Below are 19,652 nucleotides of genomic sequence, written 5' to 3'. Positions count from 1 at the left end.
GCGATGGACCACTCAAAGCTCTACCGTCGTTTTCGCACGCTCCTGATCGCCAACCGCGGCGAGATCGCCTGCCGCGTCATCCGCACCGCGCGCGCCATGGGGCTGCGCACGGTCGCGGTCTATTCCGAGGCCGATCGCGATGCGATGCATGTCGCGCTCGCGGATGAAGCCTTGCTGCTCGGGCCGGCGCGGGCCCGCGACAGCTATCTCAATGTCGAACGGCTGATCGATGCCGCGCGCAAGACCGGCGCCGAGGCCGTGCATCCCGGCTACGGCTTCCTGTCGGAGAATGCCGAATTCGCACGGGCCTGCTTCGATGCAGGGCTGGTGTTCGTCGGCCCGACCGCCGGGATGATGACGGCGATGGGCTCGAAGTCCGGCTCGAAAGAGCTGATGGAGAAGGCCGGCGTGCCGCTGGTGCCCGGCTATCACGGCGAGGCCCAGGACGAGGCGACGCTTTCGAAGGCGGCCGACAAGATCGGCTTCCCCATCCTGGTGAAAGCCTCCGCCGGCGGCGGCGGCCGCGGCATGCGCATCGTGCGTTCGGCCGACGAGCTTTCTCCGGCGATCGTCAGCGCCAAGCGCGAGGCCAAGGCTGCGTTCGGCGACGATCGCATGCTGATCGAAAAATATGTCGACAATCCCCGGCATATCGAGGTGCAGATCATCGGCGACAGCCATGGCAATCTGCTGTCGCTGTTCGAGCGCGAATGCACGTTGCAGCGCCGGCACCAGAAGGTGATCGAGGAAGCGCCGTCGCCGACGCTCAATCCAGCCCAGCGCGAGGCGGTCTGCGCCGCCGCGCGAAAAGCAGCCGGAGCGGTAAACTATGTCGGCGCCGGCACCATCGAGTTCGTCTCGGACGGCAAGGACGTGTTCTTCATCGAGATGAACACGCGTCTGCAGGTCGAGCATCCCGTGACCGAGCTGATCACCGGGATCGACCTCGTCGAATGGCAGCTGCGCGTTGCCTTCGGCGAGGCGCTGCCGCTGAAGCAAGACGAGATCAAGCTCAACGGCCACGCCGTCGAGGCGCGCGTCTACGCGGAAAATCCGACCAAGAATTTCATGCCGTCGGTCGGCAGGATCTCGACCTGGCGGCTGCCCGCCGAGACCGGTGGCCTGCGCATCGATGCCGGCTACCGCGAGGGTGATACGGTCTCGCCTTACTATGACGCCATGCTGGCAAAGATGATCGCATGGGCGCCAACGCGGGACGTAGCGATCGAGCGGCTGAACCGCGGGCTGGAAGAGTCCGACGTCCGCGGCATCGTCACCAACATCCCGTTCCTGTCTGCGCTGATGACGCATCCAAAGGTGCGGACGAATGCGATCGATACCGGCTTCATCGAGCGTGAACTGGCGGTGCTGACACAGGCCGCGCCCGCGCCGGCTGAGCTCGAGCTGTGCGCCGCGGTTGCAGCGATCGTCAATGACGAGCGGCAAGCCGCGCAAGAGGGCGCGAACTCGCCCTGGCAAACCTTTGGCTGGCAGCCGGTCGGCCGCCGGCAGCGCAGCTTTGCCTTCCGCGTCGGGCACGGGCCCGAGCAGAAGATCGTGCTGAACTACGGCAGCGGCCCGTCGACGCTGGTGATCGGCGAGCGCGAATTGGCGTTCGCGACCGTAGCGAAGGACGGCGGTTTCGACCTGACCCTTGACGGCGTCAAATCGTCGGTCGCCGCGGTCATCGCCGGCCATGAGCTTTACTTGCGCACGCGCAACGGCCGCTTCGACCTGCACTGGGTCGATCCGTTCGGCGGCGAGAGCGAGGAGCATATCGGCGAGGACAAGATCGCAGCGCCGTTGCCGGGCACCGTTGTCGCGGTGCTGGCCGAGGAGGGGGCCAAGCTCGAGAAGGGCGCGCCGATCCTGACGCTGGAAGTGATGAAGATGGAGCAGACGCTGCGAGCGCCCTATGCCGGCGTCTTGAAGTCCATCAAGTGCAAGGTCGGCGACATCGTGCAGGAGGGCGTCGAGCTCGCGGTGGTCGATCCTGCGGGAGAGTGACATGAGCGACCCCGTCCGCATCATCGAAATGGGGCCGCGCGACGGCCTCCAGAACGAGAAGACGCCCGTCAGCGTCGAAGCCCGTATCGCCTTCGTCGAGGCGCTGGTCGCGGCCGGCCTCGATACGGTCGAGGTCGGGGCGTTCGTCTCACCCAAGGCGATCCCGCAAATGGCGAGCTCGGATGCCGTGCTGCGCGGCGTGAACCACATCAAGGGCGCCGAATTCCACGTGCTGGTGCCCAACGAGAAGGGCTATGACGCAGCGCGCGCCGCGGGCGCGAAAGTGGTCTCGGTGTTCGCCGCGGCGTCCGAGGGCTTTTCCCGCGCCAACATCAATTGCACGGTCGCGGAATCCATCGAGCGGTTCAAACCGGTGCTGGCGCGCGCGAGGGACGACGGCGTCAAGGTGCGCGGCTATATCTCCTGTGTGCTCGGCTGTCCGTTCGACGGTGAGATCAAGCCGAAGGCCGTCGCCGATCTCGCGAGCACGTTGTGGGAGCTTGGCTGCTACGAGGTCTCGCTCGGCGACACCATCGGCGTCGGCACGCCTGATAAGGCTAAGGCGATGCTGCGCGCGGTTGCCGCCAACATTCCCGCCGCCAAGCTTGCAATGCATTTCCACGACACCTATGGGCAGGCGCTCGCCAATCTCTATGCTGGCCTGGAGGAGGGCGTGCGCGTCATCGACGCCGCCGCCGGCGGCCTCGGCGGCTGCCCCTACGCGCCGGGCGCGACTGGCAATGTCGCGACCGAGGATGTCGTCTACATGCTCGAGGGCATGGGTGTCAGGACCGGCGTCGACATGGATAAGCTGCTGGCGGCGACCAACGAGATGAGCGGCGTGCTCGGCAAGCCGCCGGTGAGCCGGGTGGCGTCCGCGCTGAATGCGAAGAAGAAGCGGGCGGCTTCGTAGGTCTTCGCCATTGTAAGCGCAGGTGCCGTAGGGTGGGCAAAGGCGCGTAGCGCCGTGCCCACCATCTTTTTATGATCGAGACAGGTGGTGGGCACGCTGCGCTTTGCCCACCCTACGAGACCTGCTTTCAAGCCGCCTTCAAGCCGACATCCGGCAAACGCGGCCGGCTCTTCAGCGCCTTGGCCATCATCGCCTCGACCTCGGCCTTCTCCTGCGGCAGCAGGGCGAGGCGCGGCGGGCGGGTCAGCGCGGTACCACGGCCCATGATGTGCTCGCACAGCTTGATGCACTGGACGAGGTCGGGGCGCGCATCGAGGTGCAGCAGCGGCATGAACCATTCGTAGATCGGCATCGCCTCGGCGAAACGCCCGGCCTTGGCGAGGCGGAACAGCGTCTCGCCCTCGCGCGGGAAGGCGTTCGACATGCCGGAGACCCAGCCCACGGCGCCCATGGCGATGCTCTCGACGATGACGTCGTCGAGGCCTGCGAACAGCACGAAGCGGTCGCCCACCATGTTCCTGGTGTCGATGAAGCGGCGCGTGTCTCCGGAGGAATCCTTGAAGCATACGACGGTCTCGACGTCAGCGAGCGTGACCAGAATGTCCGGGGTGACGTCGTTCTTGTAGATCGGCGGATTGTTGTAGAGCATCACGGGCAGGTCGGTCGCGGAGGCAACGGCACGGAAATGCGCGGCGGTCTCGTGCGGCTTGGACGAATAGACCAGCGCCGGCATCACCATTACGCCGTCGATGCCGACGCGCGCGGCTTCCTTCGCCGTCTCGACCGCAAACGCCGTGGTGAATTCGGCAATGCCGCACAATACTGGCACGCGGCCGGCGGCGACCGACTTGGCCGTCTCCATGATCGCGACCTTCTCCTTGCGCTCCAGCGAGGTGTTCTCGCCGACCGAGCCGCAGACGATCAGGCCCGAGACGCCGTCGCGGATCAGACCGTCCATCACCTTCGCGGTTGCGTCGATGTCGAGCGAAAGATCGTCATGGAATTGGGTGGTGACGGCCGGGAAGACGCCTTCCCAGGAAACGCGGCGGCTCATTGATTTGACTCCAAGTAAGATTGCCGGCGGGGGCTGGATCCGCCGGGCGTGGTGAAGAGGATGGCGGGTGGGATCAGAGCGTCGCGCCGACCTTGCGCAGCTCGGCAAGAACCGGTGCCTTGGGCAGCCAGATCTTGTCGAATTCGGCAATGACGGCTTCGGTGTCGCCGGCCGGAACCTGGCGGATCGGGATCGGCGCGTTCTTGAAGTTCTCGATCAGCGCGGGCTCGTTGCCGGCGAGTTCGTCGATCTGCGCATCCAGCGTCGCCTTGACCGTCTTGGCGATCAGCTCGCGGTCGGCAGCGGGGAGCGACTGCCAGACCCGTCCGGAGACGACGGCCGCCATCGGCATGAAGACGGCATTCATCTGCAGGATCACCTTCGACACCTTGTCGAAACGCTGGTTCCAGGAGAATTCGAGATCGGCCTCGAGGCCGTCGACCTGGCCGTTGGCCATGGCGTCGAACACCTGCGGCGTCGGGATCGGCGTCGGCGCCGCGCCCAGCGAGGAATAGAAATCGCGATAGACCGGCGTCGGGTTGATGCGCAGCTTCATGCCCTTGATGTCGGCGAGCGTCGTCAAATCCTTCGACGAGAACACCGCGCGCATGCCGGTGATGCCCCAGCCAAGCCCGATCGTTCCGGTTTCCTGCGGCAGCACGTCGAACAGTTTGACGGCCGCCGGATGCCGCACGAATTTCGCCACCGCCGGCGTCGAGCGCACGATGTAGGGCGCGTTGATCGCGGCGATGTGCGGCACGCGCGAGCCGAGTTCGGCGGCCTGGATGAAGCCCATGTCGAGCGCGCCGGACTGCAATTGCTGCATCATCGCGGGCTCGTTGCCGAGCTGGCCGGAGTGGAACACGGTCAGGGTCAGGCGGCCGTTGGTTGCAGCCTTGAGATCGTCGCCGAATTTGAGCGCGGCCTTGTTCCAGGAATGGCCGTTCGGCGTGATCAGGCCGAGGCGGAATTCCTTGGTCTGGGCGAGCGCCAGTGACGGTGCGAACACCGATGTGGCGGCACTGGCGGCGAGAAAGCGGCGGCGTGTAAGCGGCATGGTCGGGCTTCCTTTTGAACGGCCTATTTGATGAGGATCAGCGAGAGCGACGGGTAGAGCGAGAGCAGCACGAGGAGGACGCAGGAGATGACGAAGAAGGGCAGCGTCACCATGAACATCTTGCCGGGCTTGGCGCCGGTGACGGCGGCCGCGACGAAGAAGCAGAGCCCGACCGGCGGCGACAGCAGGCCGAGCACGAGATTGATCACCACCACGACGCCGAAATGCCTGGGATCGATGTGATAGACCTCGGTCGCGACAGGCAGCAGGATCGGCACCGTCATGATCAGGCCGGGAATGCCGTCGATGACCGTGCCGATCACCAGCAGGAGCACGTTGCAGATCAGCATGAAGCTGACCGGGTCCTTGGCGGCCGTCTGGATCCAGGCGGCGGTCTCCTGCGGCACCTTGCCGAAGATCAGGACCCAGGAGAACACCGCGGCGGCAGCGACCAGGAACAGCACGATCGCCGAATAGATCGCGCTGCGCAGCATCATCTGCGGCAGCTGCGAGAACTCGAACTCCCTGGTCCAGTATTTTCCGACGAGTGCGGCAGCCACCGCGCCGACCGCGGCGGACTCCGTTGCATTGGCGAGGCCGCTCAGAATCGTGCCGACGATCACGACCGGGATCAGCAGCGTCGGCGACGTCCGCAGGATCGTCATGACGCGCTGGCGCGGCGTCTGATAGTCCGCGCGCGGATAATTGTAGACATAGCCCATCAGGGCAATGACGAGGCAGAACATCACGGTGAGGATGACGCCCGGCACGATGCCGGCGATCAGCATGTCGCTGACCGAGACCTGCGCGAGCACGCTGTAGACCACGAACATCACCGACGGCGGGATGATCGGCCCGAGCATGCCGCCATAGGCGGTCAGGCCCGCAGCGAACGTCTTGTCGTAGCCCTTCTTCTCCATCTCCGGCACCATGATCTGGGCCATGATCGCGACCTGTGCGGTCGCCGAGCCCAGGATGGAGGAGATGAACATGTTGGCGAGGATGTTGACGTAGGCGAGCCCGCCTTTGAGCGAGCCGACGAAGGCCATCGCCATGTCGACGATGCGCCGTGTGATGCCGCCGCCGTTCATGATCTCGCCGATCAGGATGAAGAGCGGGATGGCGATCAGGCCGTAGCTGTCGACGCCGCCGAACAACTGGAGCGGATAGGACTGGAACAGCACGGGATTGCCGGATGCCGCGATGTAGACGAGCCCGGCGAGGCACAGGCAGAGGCCGATCGGCACGCCGACCAGCATGAAAACCATAAAGGCCGCTGACGTGATCATCAGTTGACCCCGTCGAGCTCGGAGAGCTGAAAACCCTTCGGCGGCGTGCGCGGGACCAGCTCGAGATCTTCGAGGAGATTGGCGAGGCCGTGAACGGTCATCGACACCGCGAAGATCGGCAGCGTCAGGTAGAGCACCCAGGTCGGCCAGTTCAGCGTCTGGGTGTGCTCGGTGTAGAGGAAGTTGAAGGTTTCGGCCGCGAGCTTGCGCCCGTCGAAGCCGGCGCGGGCGAGGCCAACCGGATCCATCCAGAGCATGCAGGTGACGATCAGGGCGGCGCCGAACACGACGACGAGGCCGGTCGAGATCACCTTCGCGATCTTCTGGTGCTGCGGCGAAAGACGTTCCGTCAGCATGGTCACCGCGAAGTCGAGCCGCAGCCGCGTCATCGCGGAGGCGCCGATGAAGGTCAGCCAGACCACGCAATAGACCGCGGATTCGTCGATCCAATAGATCGGAAAGCGCGCGTAGCGGGTGACGACGTTCACCAGGATCAGGCCGGTCAGCACGTACATCAGGCCCATCAGCGCAAGGCGCTCCACGGCGAGCAGGGCGCTGGAGGCGCGAATGACCATCCATCGAACGCTGAACGCGCGGTTGGCCGGGATCGTCTGCTCGATCATGAAAGAGGCCCCACACCCCGAAAATTGTCGTGCTATCGACAAATGTATAATTTATACAATTTGGGTGTCAAACGGAGATTGGGGTCATTTCGGCGGCAAGCCGCGCTTTTGCTGGGCACGCTGCTTTGCGGGGCACCCGGCTTTTGCTGGAGCGCCCGACATGCAAGAGAGAGACCGCTTTGGCCGGACGAGTCGGGAAGGACAACAGAAGGTCAGATGAAACAGCCTCTGAAGCATCGCACCCTGTCGGCCGCGATCGTCGACCAGCTCAGGCAGGCGATCCTCGACGGTACTTATCCGGCCGGATCACAGTTGCGGCAGGATGCGCTTGGCGAGGCCTATGGCGTTAGCCGCATTCCGGTCCGCGAGGCGCTGTTTCAGCTCGAGGCCGAAGGCCTGGTGCGGATTGTTCCGCAGAAAGGCGCCATCGTCTCCGAGCTGTCACTGGACGAGATCAACGACGTTTTCGATCTGCGCCGCATTCTGGAGCCGCGCCTCCTGGCGCAGTCGGCGCCGCATTTCACTGCTGACGATTTCGACGGGCTCGACGACATCCACAAGAGTTTCGAGAAGGCGATCAAGGCGAAGAACGTTAGCGAATGGGGCCAGCTCAACGCCGACTTCCACATGGCGCTCTATGTTCACGCCCCGCAACCGCGCACACGGGCGATCGTGCTGTCGCTGCTCCAGACCAGCGACCGCTACACGCGGCTGCAGCTCTCCAACACCAAAGCGATGGGGACGGCCGAAAAGGAGCACGCCCATATGATCGCGCTCTGCCGCGCGCAGAAGGTCGAGGAGGCCTGCCGCTTCCTGGAGCGGCACATCGAAGCTGTGCGCAAAGATCTGTTGCAGGTGGTCGCCGGCGGCGTGGTCGCGCCGAAGGTGCGGCGGAAAGAGAAGTCGTAGGGTGGGGCAAAGGCGCGTCGCGCCGTGCCCACCATCTGTCCGCGCTCCTGATCTTGAATGGTGGGCACGCTGCGCTTTGCCTACCCTACGACAGCCGTGATTGCCGCTACCTGCTCCCGTCCGGCCCCATCACCAGATCCGGCAGCCCGGTCGAAATCGCCGGGAAGAAGCACAGCAGCAGCACTGCCAGCATCATCAGCAGCACGAACGGCAGCGTGCCCCAGATCACCTCGCGCAAGGGGATGTCCGGCGCGACGTTGCGGATGACGAAGATGTTGAGGCCGACGGGCGGATGGATCAGCCCCATCTCCATCACGATGGTCATGACCACGCCGAACCAGATGATGTCAAAGTTTGCGGCACGCAGTGGCGGCAGGATGATGGGCGCCGTCATCAGGATGATCGAGACCGGCGGCAGGAAGAAGCCGAGCACGACGACCATGACGAGGATCGCGAACAGCAGCTCCCAGCGCGGCAGGTGCATCGCGACGATGGATTCGGCTACCGATTGCGAGATGTGCAGATAGCTCATCACGTAGGAATAGAGCAGCGACATGCCGATGATCATCATCAGCATGGTCGATTCCCGGATCGTCGACTTCATGATCGGGGCGAGGTCGCTCGGCCGCCACACGCTGTAGATCGCCGCGATCAGCGCCAGCGCCAGGAGGCCACCGAGGCCGGCGGTCTCTGACGGCGTGGCGTAGCCGCCATAGAGTGCGATCATGACGCCGGTGAGCAGCAGCACGAACGGGATCACGCGCGGCAGCACGCTGAAGCGTTCGGCGAGCGTGTATTCGTCGCGGGCGAGGATCGCTGCTTCCGGGCCGCCGTTCTTGTAGATCGCTTCGGCGGCGGCATATTCCTGGCGGAAGCGGATCACGGCGTAGGCGCCGAACAGCGAGACCAGCAGCAGGCCGGGCCCGATGCCGGCGAGGAACAGTCGTCCGAGCGATTTTTCAGCTGCGACCGCGAACAGGATCATGGTGATCGAGGGCGGCAGCAGGATGCCGAGCGTGCCACCGGCAGCGATGATGCCTGCGGCAAAGCCGCCGGAATAGCCGCGCTTGCGCATCTCGGGAATGCCGGCCGAGCCGATCGCCGAGCAGGTCGCAGGCGAGGAGCCCGCCATCGCCGCGAACAGCGCGCAGGCGAACACGTTGGCAACGCCGAGCCCGCCGGGAACGCGATGCAGCCAGGCATGCAGCGCCGAATAGAGATCCTGGCCGGCGCGCGACTTGCCGATCGCGGCGCCCTTCAGGATGAAGAGCGGGATCGACAACAGCGTGATCGAGGCCATTTCCTCGTAGACGTTTTGCGTCACCGTATCGAGGGACGCCGCCGGCATGTAGATGCCCATGAACACGACCGCGACCGCGCCGAGCGCGAACGCAATGGGCATGCCCGAGAACATCACGAGCAGCGTCGCAACACCGTAGGCAACGCCGATACCGAACACGCTCATGGACGCTTGGCTCCGGTAAACGGCAGCGCAAGCTGCACGAGGATCTGGATGCAGAGCAGGCTCATGCCGAACGCCATCAGCGAATAGGGAATGGCGAGCGGCGGCGACCACATCGAGTTCGAGACCTGGCCGTCGACATAGGCCTCGTGGGCCAGTGTCCAGGACTTCCAGGTGAAGAAGGCGCAGAACAGAAATGTGGCGGCATCGACCAGCCAGAGCCTGATCCGGTTCGCGAGCGGCGACAGCAGGCCGACAAAAGCCTCGATGCCGATATGGCCGCGGTTCTGCTGCACATAGGCGGCCGTCATGAAGGTCGCGCCGACAAGCAGGAACACGGCGGCCTCGTCCTGCCAGTAATTGGCGGCCTTGAACAGCGCGCGGCTGAGCACGCTGTAGCTCAGGATGGCGCAGGCCGCGACCAGCGCGATCGCGGCGAACACGACGATGATGCTGTTGAGGATGGCGAGACCACGATCGATCGCTGCCGCAAGGCCTGTCCTTGCGGCAACGATGGTTTGATCGTCACGATCCGGAAGCGGACCGTGGCTCATGCGGCGACGTCGGTGGCGAGCTTGAGCAGGTTCGCCGAGGTCGCGGTCTTGGCGCTGTAGTCCTTCCAGGCGGTGTCGCGGGCGATGTCACGCCACTTGCCCACGGTCGCGGCGTCGAGCACCGAGACCTTGGCGCCGGCCTTCTCGTAGACCTTGGCGACCTCGACGTCGTCGTCCTGCGCGCCCTTGCGGCCAAAGGCCTCGAGCTCGGTGCCGACCGCGAGCAGGATGTCCTGCTGGTTCTTCGGCAGCTTGTCGAAGATCGCCTTCGACATCATCAGCGGCTCGAGCATGAACCAGTAGGAGGCGCCTGCGCCCGAGGTCAGGGACTTGGCGACCTCTTCCAGACGGAACGAGATCAGGCTGGTCGAGGAGGTGATGCCGGCATCGCAGGCGCCGGTCTGCATCGCCGCGTAGATTTCGTTCGAGGGCACCGACAGCACGGAAGCGCCGGCGGTCTGGAGCACCATGTCCATCTCGCGCGAGCCGCCGCGCACCTTCAGGCCCTTGGCGTCTTCCGGCGCGACGATCGGCTTGGAGCGGCTGGCGACTCCGCCGGCCTGCCAGACCCAGGAGAGCAGGATGATGCCCTTGTCGGCGAGGAAGTCGGTCAGCGCCTTGCCGACCGGCTCCTTCTTCCAGCGCAGGCCCTGGTCGTAGGTGGTCACGAGGCCGGGCATCAGGCCGATATTGGTCTCCGGCAGCTCACCGCCAGCGTACGGCATCGGGTAGAGGCTGATGTCGAGCGCGCCCTTGCGCATCGCGGAGAACTGCGCGTTGGTCTTGATCAGCGAAGAGTTCGGATAGATCTCGGCGGCGATGTCGCCGTTGCTGCGCTTACTGACTTCGGCAGCGAACATGCGGCAAAGCCGGTCCCGGAAATCACCTTTGTCGATGGTGCCACCCGGGAATTGGTGCGAGATCTTCAGCGTGGTCGCGGCATGCGCGGTGCCAATGCCGAAGCGGAGAATGGCGGGTGCGGCGACCGCGGTCGCGAGCAGATGGCGGCGCGTGAGCATGGTGTGATCCCTTTGAACGTTTCTTCGAACGGTTCTTGTTGGTGTGATTTGGGCGGGTCATGTGACCGGCACGTAGGCCCATCCTAGCCGGTCTTTCACCCGATGTTCTCTCATCTGATAGTTCGAGACCGAATGCCGCGGCAAGGGGGTGGCTGTGCTGCGCTGCACACATCCTCTTCCCGCCGCAGGCCCTGGCCTCCTTCGAACCGCGGATCGCAGCAGGCTCGTCAAAAATTTATCTCGCGGCGGGGTAACAATGCGGGGCGTCCATCCGTCGAGATTGAATAGCGGCGTCCGTCGCTGACAAACACCATCTCGAAGGGAAGATGATCCATGACCATTCGCACCCGTATCGTGCTCGGCGTCTCCGCTGCCGCTCTCTCGCTCAGCCTCGCGCTCGCGCCGGCCGCCTTCGCTCAAGACAAGATGGGCAAGGATGACGGCATGATGAAAAAGGACACGATGTCCAAGGACGGCATGATGAAGAAGGACACCATGTCCAAGGACGACGGCATGAAGAAGGACCACATGTCCAAGGACGGGATGAAGAAGGACGACGGGATGATGAAGAAGAACTGATCTTCGACTGTCGTCCGCTGCAGAAGGACGTGCGTCGAAAATCCAGGGGCGGTCACGTGGACCGCCCCGGAATAGTCAGTTCAAATTCAGTTGAACGCGACCGCGAATGCTACTTGCGCTTGGCCTTGCGGGCGGCGTAGCGGGCGTCGCGCTTGGCCTTCTGCTCGGCCTCGATTTCAGCCTGCTTGGCGACCGCATCTTCCGCCTCGCGGGCGATCCGGGCTGCCTCCGCGGCTGCGGCTTCTTCCGCGATACGCTTCTGCTCGGCCTTTTCGGCCTCGCGCGTGGCCTTTGTCTCGGCGCGCTTGGCCGCGAGTGCCTCGCGCTCGGCGCGTCGTGCCGCAACCGCCGGATCGTCGTGACCCGGCTGCGACTTGAATTTGTTCAAAAGATTTTTGCGTGCTTCCTGCGCCGCCTTTTGTCGGTCGGAGAAGCCTGGTTCCCTGAATCCACTCATCGAACGAACCTTGTCTTCCTCACTTTCAGCCCTACATCACTGCGTGTTGGTACGTCGGCTGGGCATAGCGGGCGCCACGCGACGCAGAAGCGTGTACATCGGCGCGCGTCGCGAAGCCACCCATAATCGCAGCCGATCAGGTAGACGAAAAATCGCCGACCCGACGATCTCGTAGCCCCGAAAAACTGCCGAATTGTGATGTCCCTCATAAGGGAGCACGAGGGCGACGCCTAGCGTCCGCCCCGATACGAGACGGAGCACGGGCATGACGATCTTCCGCTTCCGCCAGAAGGCGCTGGCAATCGCCTTGGCCCTGATAGCCGTGGCCGGCGCCGCGCTGCTGCTCGCTCGTCCCCAGCCCATCGAGAGCGCCGTCCTGGGTGCCGACTGGGAATGCACCCAGACCGCGTTCGTGCTCACGACCTGTGCACCGCGGCTCCAGCAGGCGATCCCGGCGGTCGAAACCTCGCGCAAGGATGCGATCCGGGCGACCCGAGGCTGAACCTGACGAGCTGGGCTGATCGGGATGTGACGGGACGTCGCAGAGGTGGTAAGCCGGCGCCCGCACGGTAGGTAGCCATGTCCACGTCCAAGCTCGAGTCCAAGCCCGAACCGGGCGAGAAGCCGAAATCCCAGCCGAAGCTTCAATCCGGCGATAACCGCCGCGGCGCGATCGCCGGCTTGATCATCGCGATCCTAATCCTCGGTGTCGGCTGGTGGCTCGCGCGGGACCTTACCGCGGCCAGCAAGATGCAGGACTGCCTGATGTCCGGGCGGAGCAATTGCAACGTGATCGAGCCGGCCCGCTAGAAGCACTCAGCGCGGCCCGTCGAGCCGAAAAATTGCCGTGATCTTAATCATTTGTAACGCGACTTAGCCGAACAAAGCGGGTCAGCTATGTCAGCCGGCATCAAGCCGAGCGCGATCCGAATCGTCTATCGCGCCAGGCACCACGGCATTCGAGAGAGTAGGGGTCAAGCACGCATGAGTGCGTCCAGCCGCATGAAGATCATCATTCCCTTGGTTTCGGCCATGTCGTTGCTCGCGGTTTCGGCGCAGGCCCAGGACGCCGGGCCGTCGAGGGACGCCAGGCCACCAAGGGACGCCGGTCAACCTCCGGCCCGCCCGGGCGCAGGGGCACCGCCTGCGGACAGTCAGAACATGCGCAGGGGCCCGCCGCCGCAGCAGGCGGCCCGGCCCGCGCCGCAGCCCGGTGGCCAGCCCCATGCGGGTCCCGGTCCGCACAGCGCCGGCGGCCCACCGCCGGGACGCTATGTCGCCCGCGGTCCCGCTCCGACGCGGGACTGGGGCGGACATGCCTATCGCGGCAATCGCTCCTGGGACGGCGGGCGCTGGCGCCACGAAGTCCACAACGGCCGCTCCGGCTGGTGGTGGGACGTTGGCGGGGTCTGGTATTATTATCCGCAGCGGATGGCCGGCCCGCCGGCCTACATCTCCGAGGAGTATTACGACGACGTGCCGGTGGCCTATGCCCCGCCGCCGCCTCCAGTCGCCTATGCACCGCCACCTCCGCCGCCGCCGGCTGATCCCGGCGCGAGCGCGCTTGGCGGCGCCATCGTCGGCGGCGTGCTGGGCGGACTGATCTCGGGCAACGCAACAGGGGCTGCCGCGGGCGCGGTTCTCGGCGGCGCGACCGGAGCCATCGCCGGTGCCACCGCCGCATCCCAACCCGGCTACTACTGGGCGCAGGGCAATTGCTACTACCGCTATCCGGACGGGCAGTACGTGCCGACCGATCCGCGAGCGTGCCGCTAAGGCACTGGTCGCATCCTCATCTGAAAGAGGCGGGCGAAAGCCCGCCTCTTTTTGTTCTGGTGCCGTCCACCGAATGTCTCGATGCGTATCTCGGCGCGACGTTCGGCGGCGCACAACAATTGCCTCAAAATAGCACTGGCTCCCGGTGCCGCTTCACGCGATTCTCAAAAGAAAAAACGTTGAGAAAACGATTCGCGGGGACGTGGGACATGCTGGATGCAATCCAGATCAGCTTGGCGCTTTGGGCCATGATCGTTTGCGGCGGGATCAAGCTGGGGCAGATGCTGCACTGCCTGTTCTAGCGCACGATCGCGGCGGCGAGCCTCGCTCGCCAACGCGACGGTTTGCCCTGCGTCACACCAGCCAGTTGAAGAACGCAATCGCGCCCCAGACCAGGCCGGCGATCCAGGCCAGCATCACGATGCCGATGGTCCCGAGATAGGCGATGCCGAGCAGGTCGGTCCTTTGTCGTTGCGTCGGGACGTTGGCCGGAGCTGCTGCTTCTTGTGTCATGACGGGAAATACCATCGATGCCTCCGCGTGCTGCTGGAGCGTCGAAACATGGTTTAACCGAGATGCAGGTCGCGGACTGTGACACAATTCACAGATCGCCTGGATGAAGCCCAGCCAAATGGCTTCGCAATCAGCGCATGCATGCAGAGAGGCAATCGTGCCGGGGCGTTTGTTCTCAGTCCGGAGACGCGGACTTACCCCGCAATCATACGGACGAAATTGCCATGGGCTTGTCCAGATAGCCCGCTAGAGTCGGTCTCATGTGTACCAAGTACGACCCACAGCACGAAGCGGAGGCCGCGATGAAGCAGGCCGCGGCATCGGAAGGCGCCGACCGGCAACGGCTGATCCAGTTGGCGCTGGCCTGGCACGAGCTGGCCCGCGACCAGCGGGACGAGCGGACGGACTGAGGGCCTTCGCAGGGGAATTTCGCGTCAGACGATGACGGGCCGAACTCGGTCAGCCGGTTGATCTGCATGAGAAAGCCCCGTGCTCGGGGGACAAGCACGGGGCCCTTCAAAGCCGACCGGGGCTGGCAGGTCGGCACCACTTGATTTCAAGCCATCTAACGTGCCGGTCGTGATCTCGTTCCACGCCGCTGCTCATTTTGTTGTGCCGTGTTTGATACGCCTGGCGTTGCGCAAGGCGACCCGCCTCGCTCGCGCTCAAACAGGAACCTCCGTTCCCCGCCGACGTTGGCCGTCCATGACCGACCCCGAGTTACGCGCCCAGTCCTTCGACATTGCCTGGAAATATCTCGACCGATCCGGGCTGCTCACAGGCGAGCACGAGGATTCCGCCCGCTTCATCCTGAACAGGATCGATAGGTTGATGCTGCGAGGAGAGCGCCGCAGGCTGCTGTTGTCGAACGCTGCGATCGACGCCTACCTGCTGCGGCCGACGCTCGTGCCCATGGCTACGTGATCGATGGCTACGTGATCGATGGCTACGTGATCGACCCGACGAAACGCGATGTTAAGAAAAGCGCAGCGCCGATTTTGCGATTACGATTCGTGCTTTTGGAACGAAGCGGAGTCGGATCGTGAACAAACAAAAAGCCCCCGAAGGGGCTCAATGTTCAGGCGGCTTCCGTCTTCGGTACGGCGTCGGCATTCATTGAAAGCTTGACGACATCGCCTTCGACGGCACCGACATATTTCATGTCGATGTAGTGATGATGGTCCTTGTGACCTTCCGGGCTGTCCTTCCGCGTCAGCTTGATGCGATTGCCCTCGACGCGGTCGACGGTGCCGACATGTGCACCGTCCTTGCCGATGATTTTCATGTGCTCTCTGATCTCAGACATGTTGTCCTCCTTGCACCGTCTCAACGGCCAGGATCGACGTTCGTTGCAGCAGGCGTGCGTTGGACCCAAGGCGATTTCCGCACGTTGACGTCCGATCGGATCTGCCCAAGACGCGCATGGAGACCATTCAGGCCTATCTGGAACGGAAGCACAGGGAACTCGGGCTGTTAAACGATTGCCTGAGCCATCCGCTCGATTTGACGCGTCCGCGATCGGTCGACGAGGTCGTCAGGTCCAAATTCCAGATCACTGCGGCGCTCAGGGCAGAGCACGAGCTGAACGAGTGGAAGGCAACGGAAACAGCCTGGTCGCACAGCGCCGATCCCGTCAGCGGGCCCTTCAAGTTCAGTTACGATTACCAGCGGGCCGATCTTACGGTGCGCGGTCCTTCCTTCTATGAGTTCGAATGCGGCTGCATGAGCCCGGCTATCTATACTGCCTCGGGCATGGCTGCGATCTCCGCCGTACTGCTGGCCTCCGCGCAAATCGTCGAGAAGGCTGATTTGCTGGTGCTTCCCGGCTCCTACGGCGAGACGCTGGAGCTGATCCGGGGCCTTGTTCCTCATTTGCGGCTCGTGGCTTTGAGTCCGCCGTTGGGCGATGCGTTTGCTTCGGCGAATTCGCCGAAAATTCTGCTTTTGGATTCCTGCTCCCGCGCCAGCGCTTTTGAGGCGGCGATCCGAAGCGACAGCTCGGGTCTCGATCTCGTGATTTTCGATACGACATGCTTCGCGGGCAGCTCGGGCCGGATCCGGCGCGTCCTGAGCTGGGCCCGGCGATACGGAATTCCACTGGTGCTGGTGCGAAGCCACAACAAGCTCGATTCGCTCGGGGCGGAATACGGCCGCCTCGGCTCGGCGGTTTTCGTGCAGGGGAATGAGGACCAGCAGCGGGCAGGGCGGCCTGAATGGACACGTCTTGCAGCCGAAACCCGCAACGCGGTGCGACTTCTCGGCGGCGCGGCGTTGCCGGCACACTTCCCGCCCTTTGTCGGCAGCGCGGCCTACTGGGCCCTCACGAAGAGGCGTGTTGCGGCGATCCTGCGCAACGGCCGAAGCATGGCCCGCCATTTTGCTGCAACACTCCCGGCACTCTCGGCCGAACTCCATTTCGCCCACGGTCTCTACGTCACCTTGCGGGGCAGGCGCCCTCTCGAAGAGGCGAGCGCGCGGCAGGCCGCCGAGGACATGAGCAACGAACTGCGCGCCGAGGGCCTCCCGATTCGCCATGCCGGCAGCTTCGGCTTCGACTTTGCCGCGACCGAGTGGTTTCACGACGCGACCACGGACCAATACAGCGTGCGGGTGGCGGTCTCGGATTTGCCGACGAAGGTATGGGACGATCTCACCTCAGCGATTGCGCACTGGTGGCAGGTTCGTCAGTCGACAGGTGGCGGAGGATGAATGTCGTCGCTTACCCGGAAGTGGGCGCCTCGATCAGTCGATCGCCAGGCAGTGCTCCAAGGCCGGTTTTTCGTTCTTGTCGCGGCTGGGACGCGCCCACTCCTGAACGGCGAAGGAAAGGTGATGCTGGCCCATGGCGGCACCAATGATCGATGCTTGAGCCACCTTGATGGGCCTGGTGACCACACTGGTGTTCACAACGCCTGCGTCGATTGCCAGATACGACATCGCGACGATCGCCACCGCAGATGCGATGGCCATTCTCGTCCATTCGGCAGGAAGCATCGGAGTCCTTAACGCGGGCGCAATTCGCCCGCCGCTTACATAGGGCTGATCGGCACGGTTCAAAGGCCCGCGTATGGTTACCCACGCGTTCGTGAAGGGCGGTGGATTGAGAATGAGACTGGCGACCCCAGCAGGACTCGAACCTGCCCGCGGAGTAGAAACCGGCCGTAGAAGCGGTCACGGCCACGAACGAGGCTCTGCTTAAGGCGGCATCTAAGACGACCGCAGCACGCCCCGACAAGAAATCCCAGTATCGCATCAAATTCGTGGACAATATGTTCTCTGGCGCCGATCGGATTGGGCTTTTCGATGCGATAAACAGCCGAGATTCAATTTCGATGGAGTTGGCCTTCCGAGAGGTCGAAGGCGAAGTCGGGTCCGTGCAATTTTTTCGAACCATAGCGCCGCCTGCAATTTCTGAGGCCGCTGACGTGGACGAATAATCGCTATAATTGCTTCGATGGCCGCGTTTAGGCACCCCCGTCCGCAGCCATCTGCTCCCAGAGCTCGCGGGATCCCTTGGCAGCTTTGATCGAGCGATCAACCAGGAGCACGCCTGGCGGGGGCGGCTACTTCGCCGATCTTGAGCAGGACGACTGCGACCGGGAGGACAGCGAGCCGCTGTTGACCGAAAGCGTCTGATCCAAGCCCTATAGGCGCTCCTGCGCCTAGATTTTCCCGGTGGTGTGCTGAGGACCGGTGAACAGATAACGTAGCCGGACGTCAACCGCCGGCCAGTAGCATTGCTCTATTGCGGATTGGTGATGAGTACTGCGATACGCATGGGCATTGAGAACCCGCCGGCTCCCAGGTCGGCGGGTTTTTCTTTCGACGCCTCGGGAATCACCTGCCGATTCAGTCCGCCCCGGTGTTCCTTTCCCAGGGCCACGACGGCGAGCGCTGCCCAAGAATTCGCCTTGCAACCGTGCCCGTCTACTGTCGTAATACTATGATTGTTGAGATGTTTTTCAGTCCAGTTGTATTGAGGTCGCGATGAGTATTCCCGATCGAATTGTCGATGCCGCTGTTGCTCTGCACCAACGTATCGTGTTTCTCGAATGTCGAATTGCTGAACTAGGTGTCCTGCGAAACCGATTAGCGCAAGCTCAGTTGCGCCGTTCGCGGTCAAGGTCGGGTCGTTCAGCTTCCAATAAACTAGGTCGGCGCCGCAGGTGTAGGTAACTTTCCGCGCAACCAACCCCCGAGTTGCCATCTGCCGATCATAGCCCCAAGCTATGGGCAATTCGTGAGTCGGGGGCGGGTCATGGAACGGAAGCCGTTTGAGAGCATGTCTCTCGAAGAGCTGTGGCGACTCCACACAGTCGTCAATGACATTCTCGCCGCGAGACTGGTGGCGAAGAAGGAAGAGCTTGAACGACGATTGGGCTGCTCAATCGGGAAGACAAGCCCCCGATTAATTAGAGCGCCTGGATGGGCGGGCGGCGCGCGCCATTCACGCTGACTAGCCTCCGTGCTAGCACTTGCAGCGCCGCGCCGATCGTGCGGAACGTCGCGGCACCGGCCGCGGGAGCTGTTCAGCGCGGCTCCTGCGGCCCTCGCGGGGGCGTTCACCTTGGTGGGCCTCATCCGCACTTGTGGTTTTGGGCGTGCAGCTTCGTGCGATCTCCGGTGATGGCCTCAACATAGTCGTCGATTTGCGTCAATCAGAGGCCGTGCGTAGCCGGCGGTCCTGCTTTTGATAAGATAGCTGCGAAGCCGATCGAGCTCCGCCAGGTCGGCCCTGACGCGCTCTGCTTGAATGGCTTCGCTCATTTGGCGCTGGCGCTCTGCTTGCCACGACCTAGCGGCTGCTCTGTTCTCTGATTTGGTCATCGCGCCATCGAAACGCGGCGCCGGCGAGAGTCAAACTATCAATCCCTTGAGCCGCGGAACGCGCGCGAGCTACTGCGTGTCGTGGGTGTGGATAGAGGGTTGTTCGCGACGAACGCGACCAACAAGGCGCGGATCATAACCGGCCTCCATCCGTAGTGAACAGATCGCGAAAGCGCCTGTTGCGCCCGTGTTGCGTGGAGCGATTTGTAATGACGCGTAACACCCTGAATTTGCGGGAAACGAGTTGGAGCGCCGCGCAACACGATCTTGCCCGCAGAACGAAGCCGAAACTGCGCCAAGCTATTGATATGCGAGGGGAATGACTGGCGATCCCAGCAGGACTCGAACCTGCAACCCGCGGAGTAGAAATCCGCTACTCTATCCAGTTGAGCTATGGGACCGTCGCTACGCCAGCCTCCGTTGGGAGGCCGGCTGTTCATCTACCATGCCAAATATGAAAAATATCGTCTTTCGCCAAGTCTGAACCGAACCGTTTTCCTCAGAGCCGCGACAAAGCGAGACGGTGGCATGTCAGGGTGCCGGGTTGAGCGGCCGCAGACTGGACGATGGATCACATCGCCGGGAACGCTGGCCAGCTTCCGGGATGTGGCCG

At 63.6% G+C, this 19,652-nt stretch carries 22 protein-coding genes and 1 tRNA gene; 10 read left to right on the top strand and 13 right to left on the bottom strand.

What is annotated here, in order from left to right; genetic code table 11:
• Window positions 1–3: 3 nt before the first annotated feature.
• The gene (locus GA0061098_RS13505) at window positions 4–2,007 is read left to right on the top strand and encodes an acetyl/propionyl/methylcrotonyl-CoA carboxylase subunit alpha (RefSeq protein WP_165637341.1); all 2,004 of its coding nucleotides are present in this window, start codon (window positions 4–6) and stop codon (window positions 2,005–2,007) included.
• Window position 2,008: 1 nt separating this feature from the next.
• On the top strand, window positions 2,009–2,920 hold the full coding sequence (locus GA0061098_RS13500; RefSeq protein ID WP_091956761.1) for a hydroxymethylglutaryl-CoA lyase: 912 nt from the start codon (window positions 2,009–2,011) through the stop codon (window positions 2,918–2,920).
• 127 nt (window positions 2,921–3,047) lie between these two features.
• On the opposite strand, the gene GA0061098_RS13495 is transcribed toward GA0061098_RS13500, so the two are convergent.
• The 4 genes from GA0061098_RS13495 to GA0061098_RS13480 form a co-directional block, all read right to left on the bottom strand.
• Window positions 3,048–3,974, bottom strand: coding sequence for a dihydrodipicolinate synthase family protein (locus tag GA0061098_RS13495; protein WP_091956760.1), 927 nt, complete (start codon window positions 3,972–3,974; stop codon window positions 3,048–3,050).
• Between the two features lie 73 nt (window positions 3,975–4,047).
• On the bottom strand, window positions 4,048–5,031 hold the full coding sequence (locus tag GA0061098_RS13490) for a TRAP transporter substrate-binding protein (RefSeq protein WP_028144740.1): 984 nt from the start codon (window positions 5,029–5,031) through the stop codon (window positions 4,048–4,050).
• A gap of 23 nt (window positions 5,032–5,054) precedes the next feature.
• On the bottom strand, window positions 5,055–6,320 hold the full coding sequence (locus tag GA0061098_RS13485; RefSeq protein ID WP_091956759.1) for a TRAP transporter large permease: 1,266 nt from the start codon (window positions 6,318–6,320) through the stop codon (window positions 5,055–5,057).
• Window positions 6,320–6,943, bottom strand: coding sequence for a TRAP transporter small permease (locus tag GA0061098_RS13480; protein WP_208610649.1), 624 nt, complete (start codon window positions 6,941–6,943; stop codon window positions 6,320–6,322). Before GA0061098_RS13480 ends, GA0061098_RS13485 begins: the two co-directional genes overlap by 1 nt.
• Before the next feature lie 216 nt (window positions 6,944–7,159).
• Between GA0061098_RS13480 and GA0061098_RS13475 the strand changes: the two genes are divergently transcribed.
• Window positions 7,160–7,852, top strand: coding sequence for a GntR family transcriptional regulator (locus GA0061098_RS13475; RefSeq protein WP_091956758.1), 693 nt, complete (start codon window positions 7,160–7,162; stop codon window positions 7,850–7,852).
• 106 nt (window positions 7,853–7,958) lie between these two features.
• On the opposite strand, the gene GA0061098_RS13470 is transcribed toward GA0061098_RS13475, so the two are convergent.
• Genes GA0061098_RS13470 through GA0061098_RS13460 form a run of 3 tightly spaced genes read right to left on the bottom strand, consistent with a single transcriptional unit; the run spans window position 7,959 to window position 10,887 of the window.
• Window positions 7,959–9,317: a TRAP transporter large permease gene (locus GA0061098_RS13470; protein WP_018323135.1), complete on the bottom strand. Its 1,359-nt coding sequence runs from the start codon at window positions 9,315–9,317 to the stop codon at window positions 7,959–7,961.
• A complete protein-coding gene (locus GA0061098_RS13465) occupies window positions 9,314–9,868 on the bottom strand; it encodes a TRAP transporter small permease (protein WP_091956757.1) in 555 nt (184 codons plus the stop codon). Before GA0061098_RS13465 ends, GA0061098_RS13470 begins: the two co-directional genes overlap by 4 nt.
• Complete coding sequence (locus GA0061098_RS13460; protein ID WP_091956756.1) at window positions 9,865–10,887, bottom strand: TRAP transporter substrate-binding protein; 1,023 nt, start codon at window positions 10,885–10,887, stop codon at window positions 9,865–9,867. The genes GA0061098_RS13465 and GA0061098_RS13460 overlap by 4 nt, the downstream gene beginning before the upstream one ends.
• A 333-nt stretch (window positions 10,888–11,220) precedes the next feature.
• Between GA0061098_RS13460 and GA0061098_RS13455 the strand changes: the two genes are divergently transcribed.
• The gene (locus GA0061098_RS13455) at window positions 11,221–11,466 is read left to right on the top strand and encodes a pentapeptide MXKDX repeat protein (protein WP_091956755.1); all 246 of its coding nucleotides are present in this window, start codon (window positions 11,221–11,223) and stop codon (window positions 11,464–11,466) included.
• Window positions 11,467–11,575: 109 nt separating this feature from the next.
• Here GA0061098_RS13455 and GA0061098_RS13450 read toward each other — a convergent pair whose 3' ends face one another.
• Window positions 11,576–11,923, bottom strand: a complete 348-nt coding sequence (locus GA0061098_RS13450) for a DUF6481 family protein (RefSeq protein WP_091956754.1) — start codon at window positions 11,921–11,923, stop codon at window positions 11,576–11,578.
• A 265-nt stretch (window positions 11,924–12,188) separates the two neighbouring features.
• On the opposite strand from GA0061098_RS13450, the gene GA0061098_RS13445 reads away from it, so the two are divergent.
• The 4 genes from GA0061098_RS13445 to GA0061098_RS43710 all read left to right on the top strand — a co-directional run bounded on the left by GA0061098_RS13445 (window position 12,189) and on the right by GA0061098_RS43710 (window position 14,001).
• Window positions 12,189–12,425 carry a hypothetical protein gene (locus tag GA0061098_RS13445; RefSeq protein ID WP_028144733.1) on the top strand — a complete coding sequence of 79 codons (237 nt, stop codon included), beginning with the start codon at window positions 12,189–12,191 and terminating at the stop codon, window positions 12,423–12,425.
• Between the two features lie 77 nt (window positions 12,426–12,502).
• The gene (locus GA0061098_RS13440) at window positions 12,503–12,733 is read left to right on the top strand and encodes a hypothetical protein (protein WP_091956753.1); all 231 of its coding nucleotides are present in this window, start codon (window positions 12,503–12,505) and stop codon (window positions 12,731–12,733) included.
• Between the two features lie 174 nt (window positions 12,734–12,907).
• Window positions 12,908–13,699 carry a hypothetical protein gene (locus tag GA0061098_RS13435; protein WP_091956752.1) on the top strand — a complete coding sequence of 264 codons (792 nt, stop codon included), beginning with the start codon at window positions 12,908–12,910 and terminating at the stop codon, window positions 13,697–13,699.
• Window positions 13,690–14,001, top strand: a complete 312-nt coding sequence (locus GA0061098_RS43710) for a hypothetical protein (protein ID WP_129590850.1) — start codon at window positions 13,690–13,692, stop codon at window positions 13,999–14,001. The genes GA0061098_RS13435 and GA0061098_RS43710 overlap by 10 nt, the downstream gene beginning before the upstream one ends.
• A gap of 52 nt (window positions 14,002–14,053) precedes the next feature.
• On the opposite strand, the gene GA0061098_RS44925 is transcribed toward GA0061098_RS43710, so the two are convergent.
• A complete protein-coding gene (locus tag GA0061098_RS44925; protein WP_161499975.1) occupies window positions 14,054–14,227 on the bottom strand; it encodes a hypothetical protein in 174 nt (57 codons plus the stop codon).
• Between the two features lie 690 nt (window positions 14,228–14,917).
• Between GA0061098_RS44925 and GA0061098_RS13425 the strand changes: the two genes are divergently transcribed.
• The gene (locus GA0061098_RS13425; RefSeq protein WP_018323145.1) at window positions 14,918–15,136 is read left to right on the top strand and encodes a hypothetical protein; all 219 of its coding nucleotides are present in this window, start codon (window positions 14,918–14,920) and stop codon (window positions 15,134–15,136) included.
• A 154-nt stretch (window positions 15,137–15,290) separates the two neighbouring features.
• Here the strand turns inward: GA0061098_RS13425 and GA0061098_RS13420 are convergent, their stop codons facing one another.
• The gene (locus tag GA0061098_RS13420; protein ID WP_028144728.1) at window positions 15,291–15,518 is read right to left on the bottom strand and encodes a DUF2171 domain-containing protein; all 228 of its coding nucleotides are present in this window, start codon (window positions 15,516–15,518) and stop codon (window positions 15,291–15,293) included.
• Between the two features lie 116 nt (window positions 15,519–15,634).
• Here GA0061098_RS13420 and GA0061098_RS13415 point away from each other — a divergent pair, with 116 nt between their 5' ends.
• Window positions 15,635–16,921 carry a hypothetical protein gene (locus tag GA0061098_RS13415; RefSeq protein ID WP_091956751.1) on the top strand — a complete coding sequence of 429 codons (1,287 nt, stop codon included), beginning with the start codon at window positions 15,635–15,637 and terminating at the stop codon, window positions 16,919–16,921.
• Between the two features lie 33 nt (window positions 16,922–16,954).
• Here the strand turns inward: GA0061098_RS13415 and GA0061098_RS13410 are convergent, their stop codons facing one another.
• The 3 genes from GA0061098_RS13410 to GA0061098_RS13400 form a co-directional block, all read right to left on the bottom strand.
• Entirely contained in the window at window positions 16,955–17,182 is a 228-nt protein-coding gene (locus GA0061098_RS13410) for a hypothetical protein (RefSeq protein ID WP_245323294.1), read from the bottom strand.
• 772 nt (window positions 17,183–17,954) lie between these two features.
• Complete coding sequence (locus GA0061098_RS13405) at window positions 17,955–18,419, bottom strand: hypothetical protein (RefSeq protein WP_091956749.1); 465 nt, start codon at window positions 18,417–18,419, stop codon at window positions 17,955–17,957.
• 944 nt (window positions 18,420–19,363) lie between these two features.
• Window positions 19,364–19,440: transfer RNA gene (locus tag GA0061098_RS13400), tRNA-Arg, on the bottom strand.
• Window positions 19,441–19,652 lie beyond the last annotated feature (212 nt).

It is taken from the genome of Bradyrhizobium shewense (assembly GCF_900094605.1).
Taxonomy (GTDB): Bacteria; Pseudomonadota; Alphaproteobacteria; order Rhizobiales; family Xanthobacteraceae; genus Bradyrhizobium; species Bradyrhizobium shewense.
The sequence above is the reverse complement of the archived record's forward strand: the minus strand, read 5'-3'. Positions and strand labels throughout refer to the sequence as shown.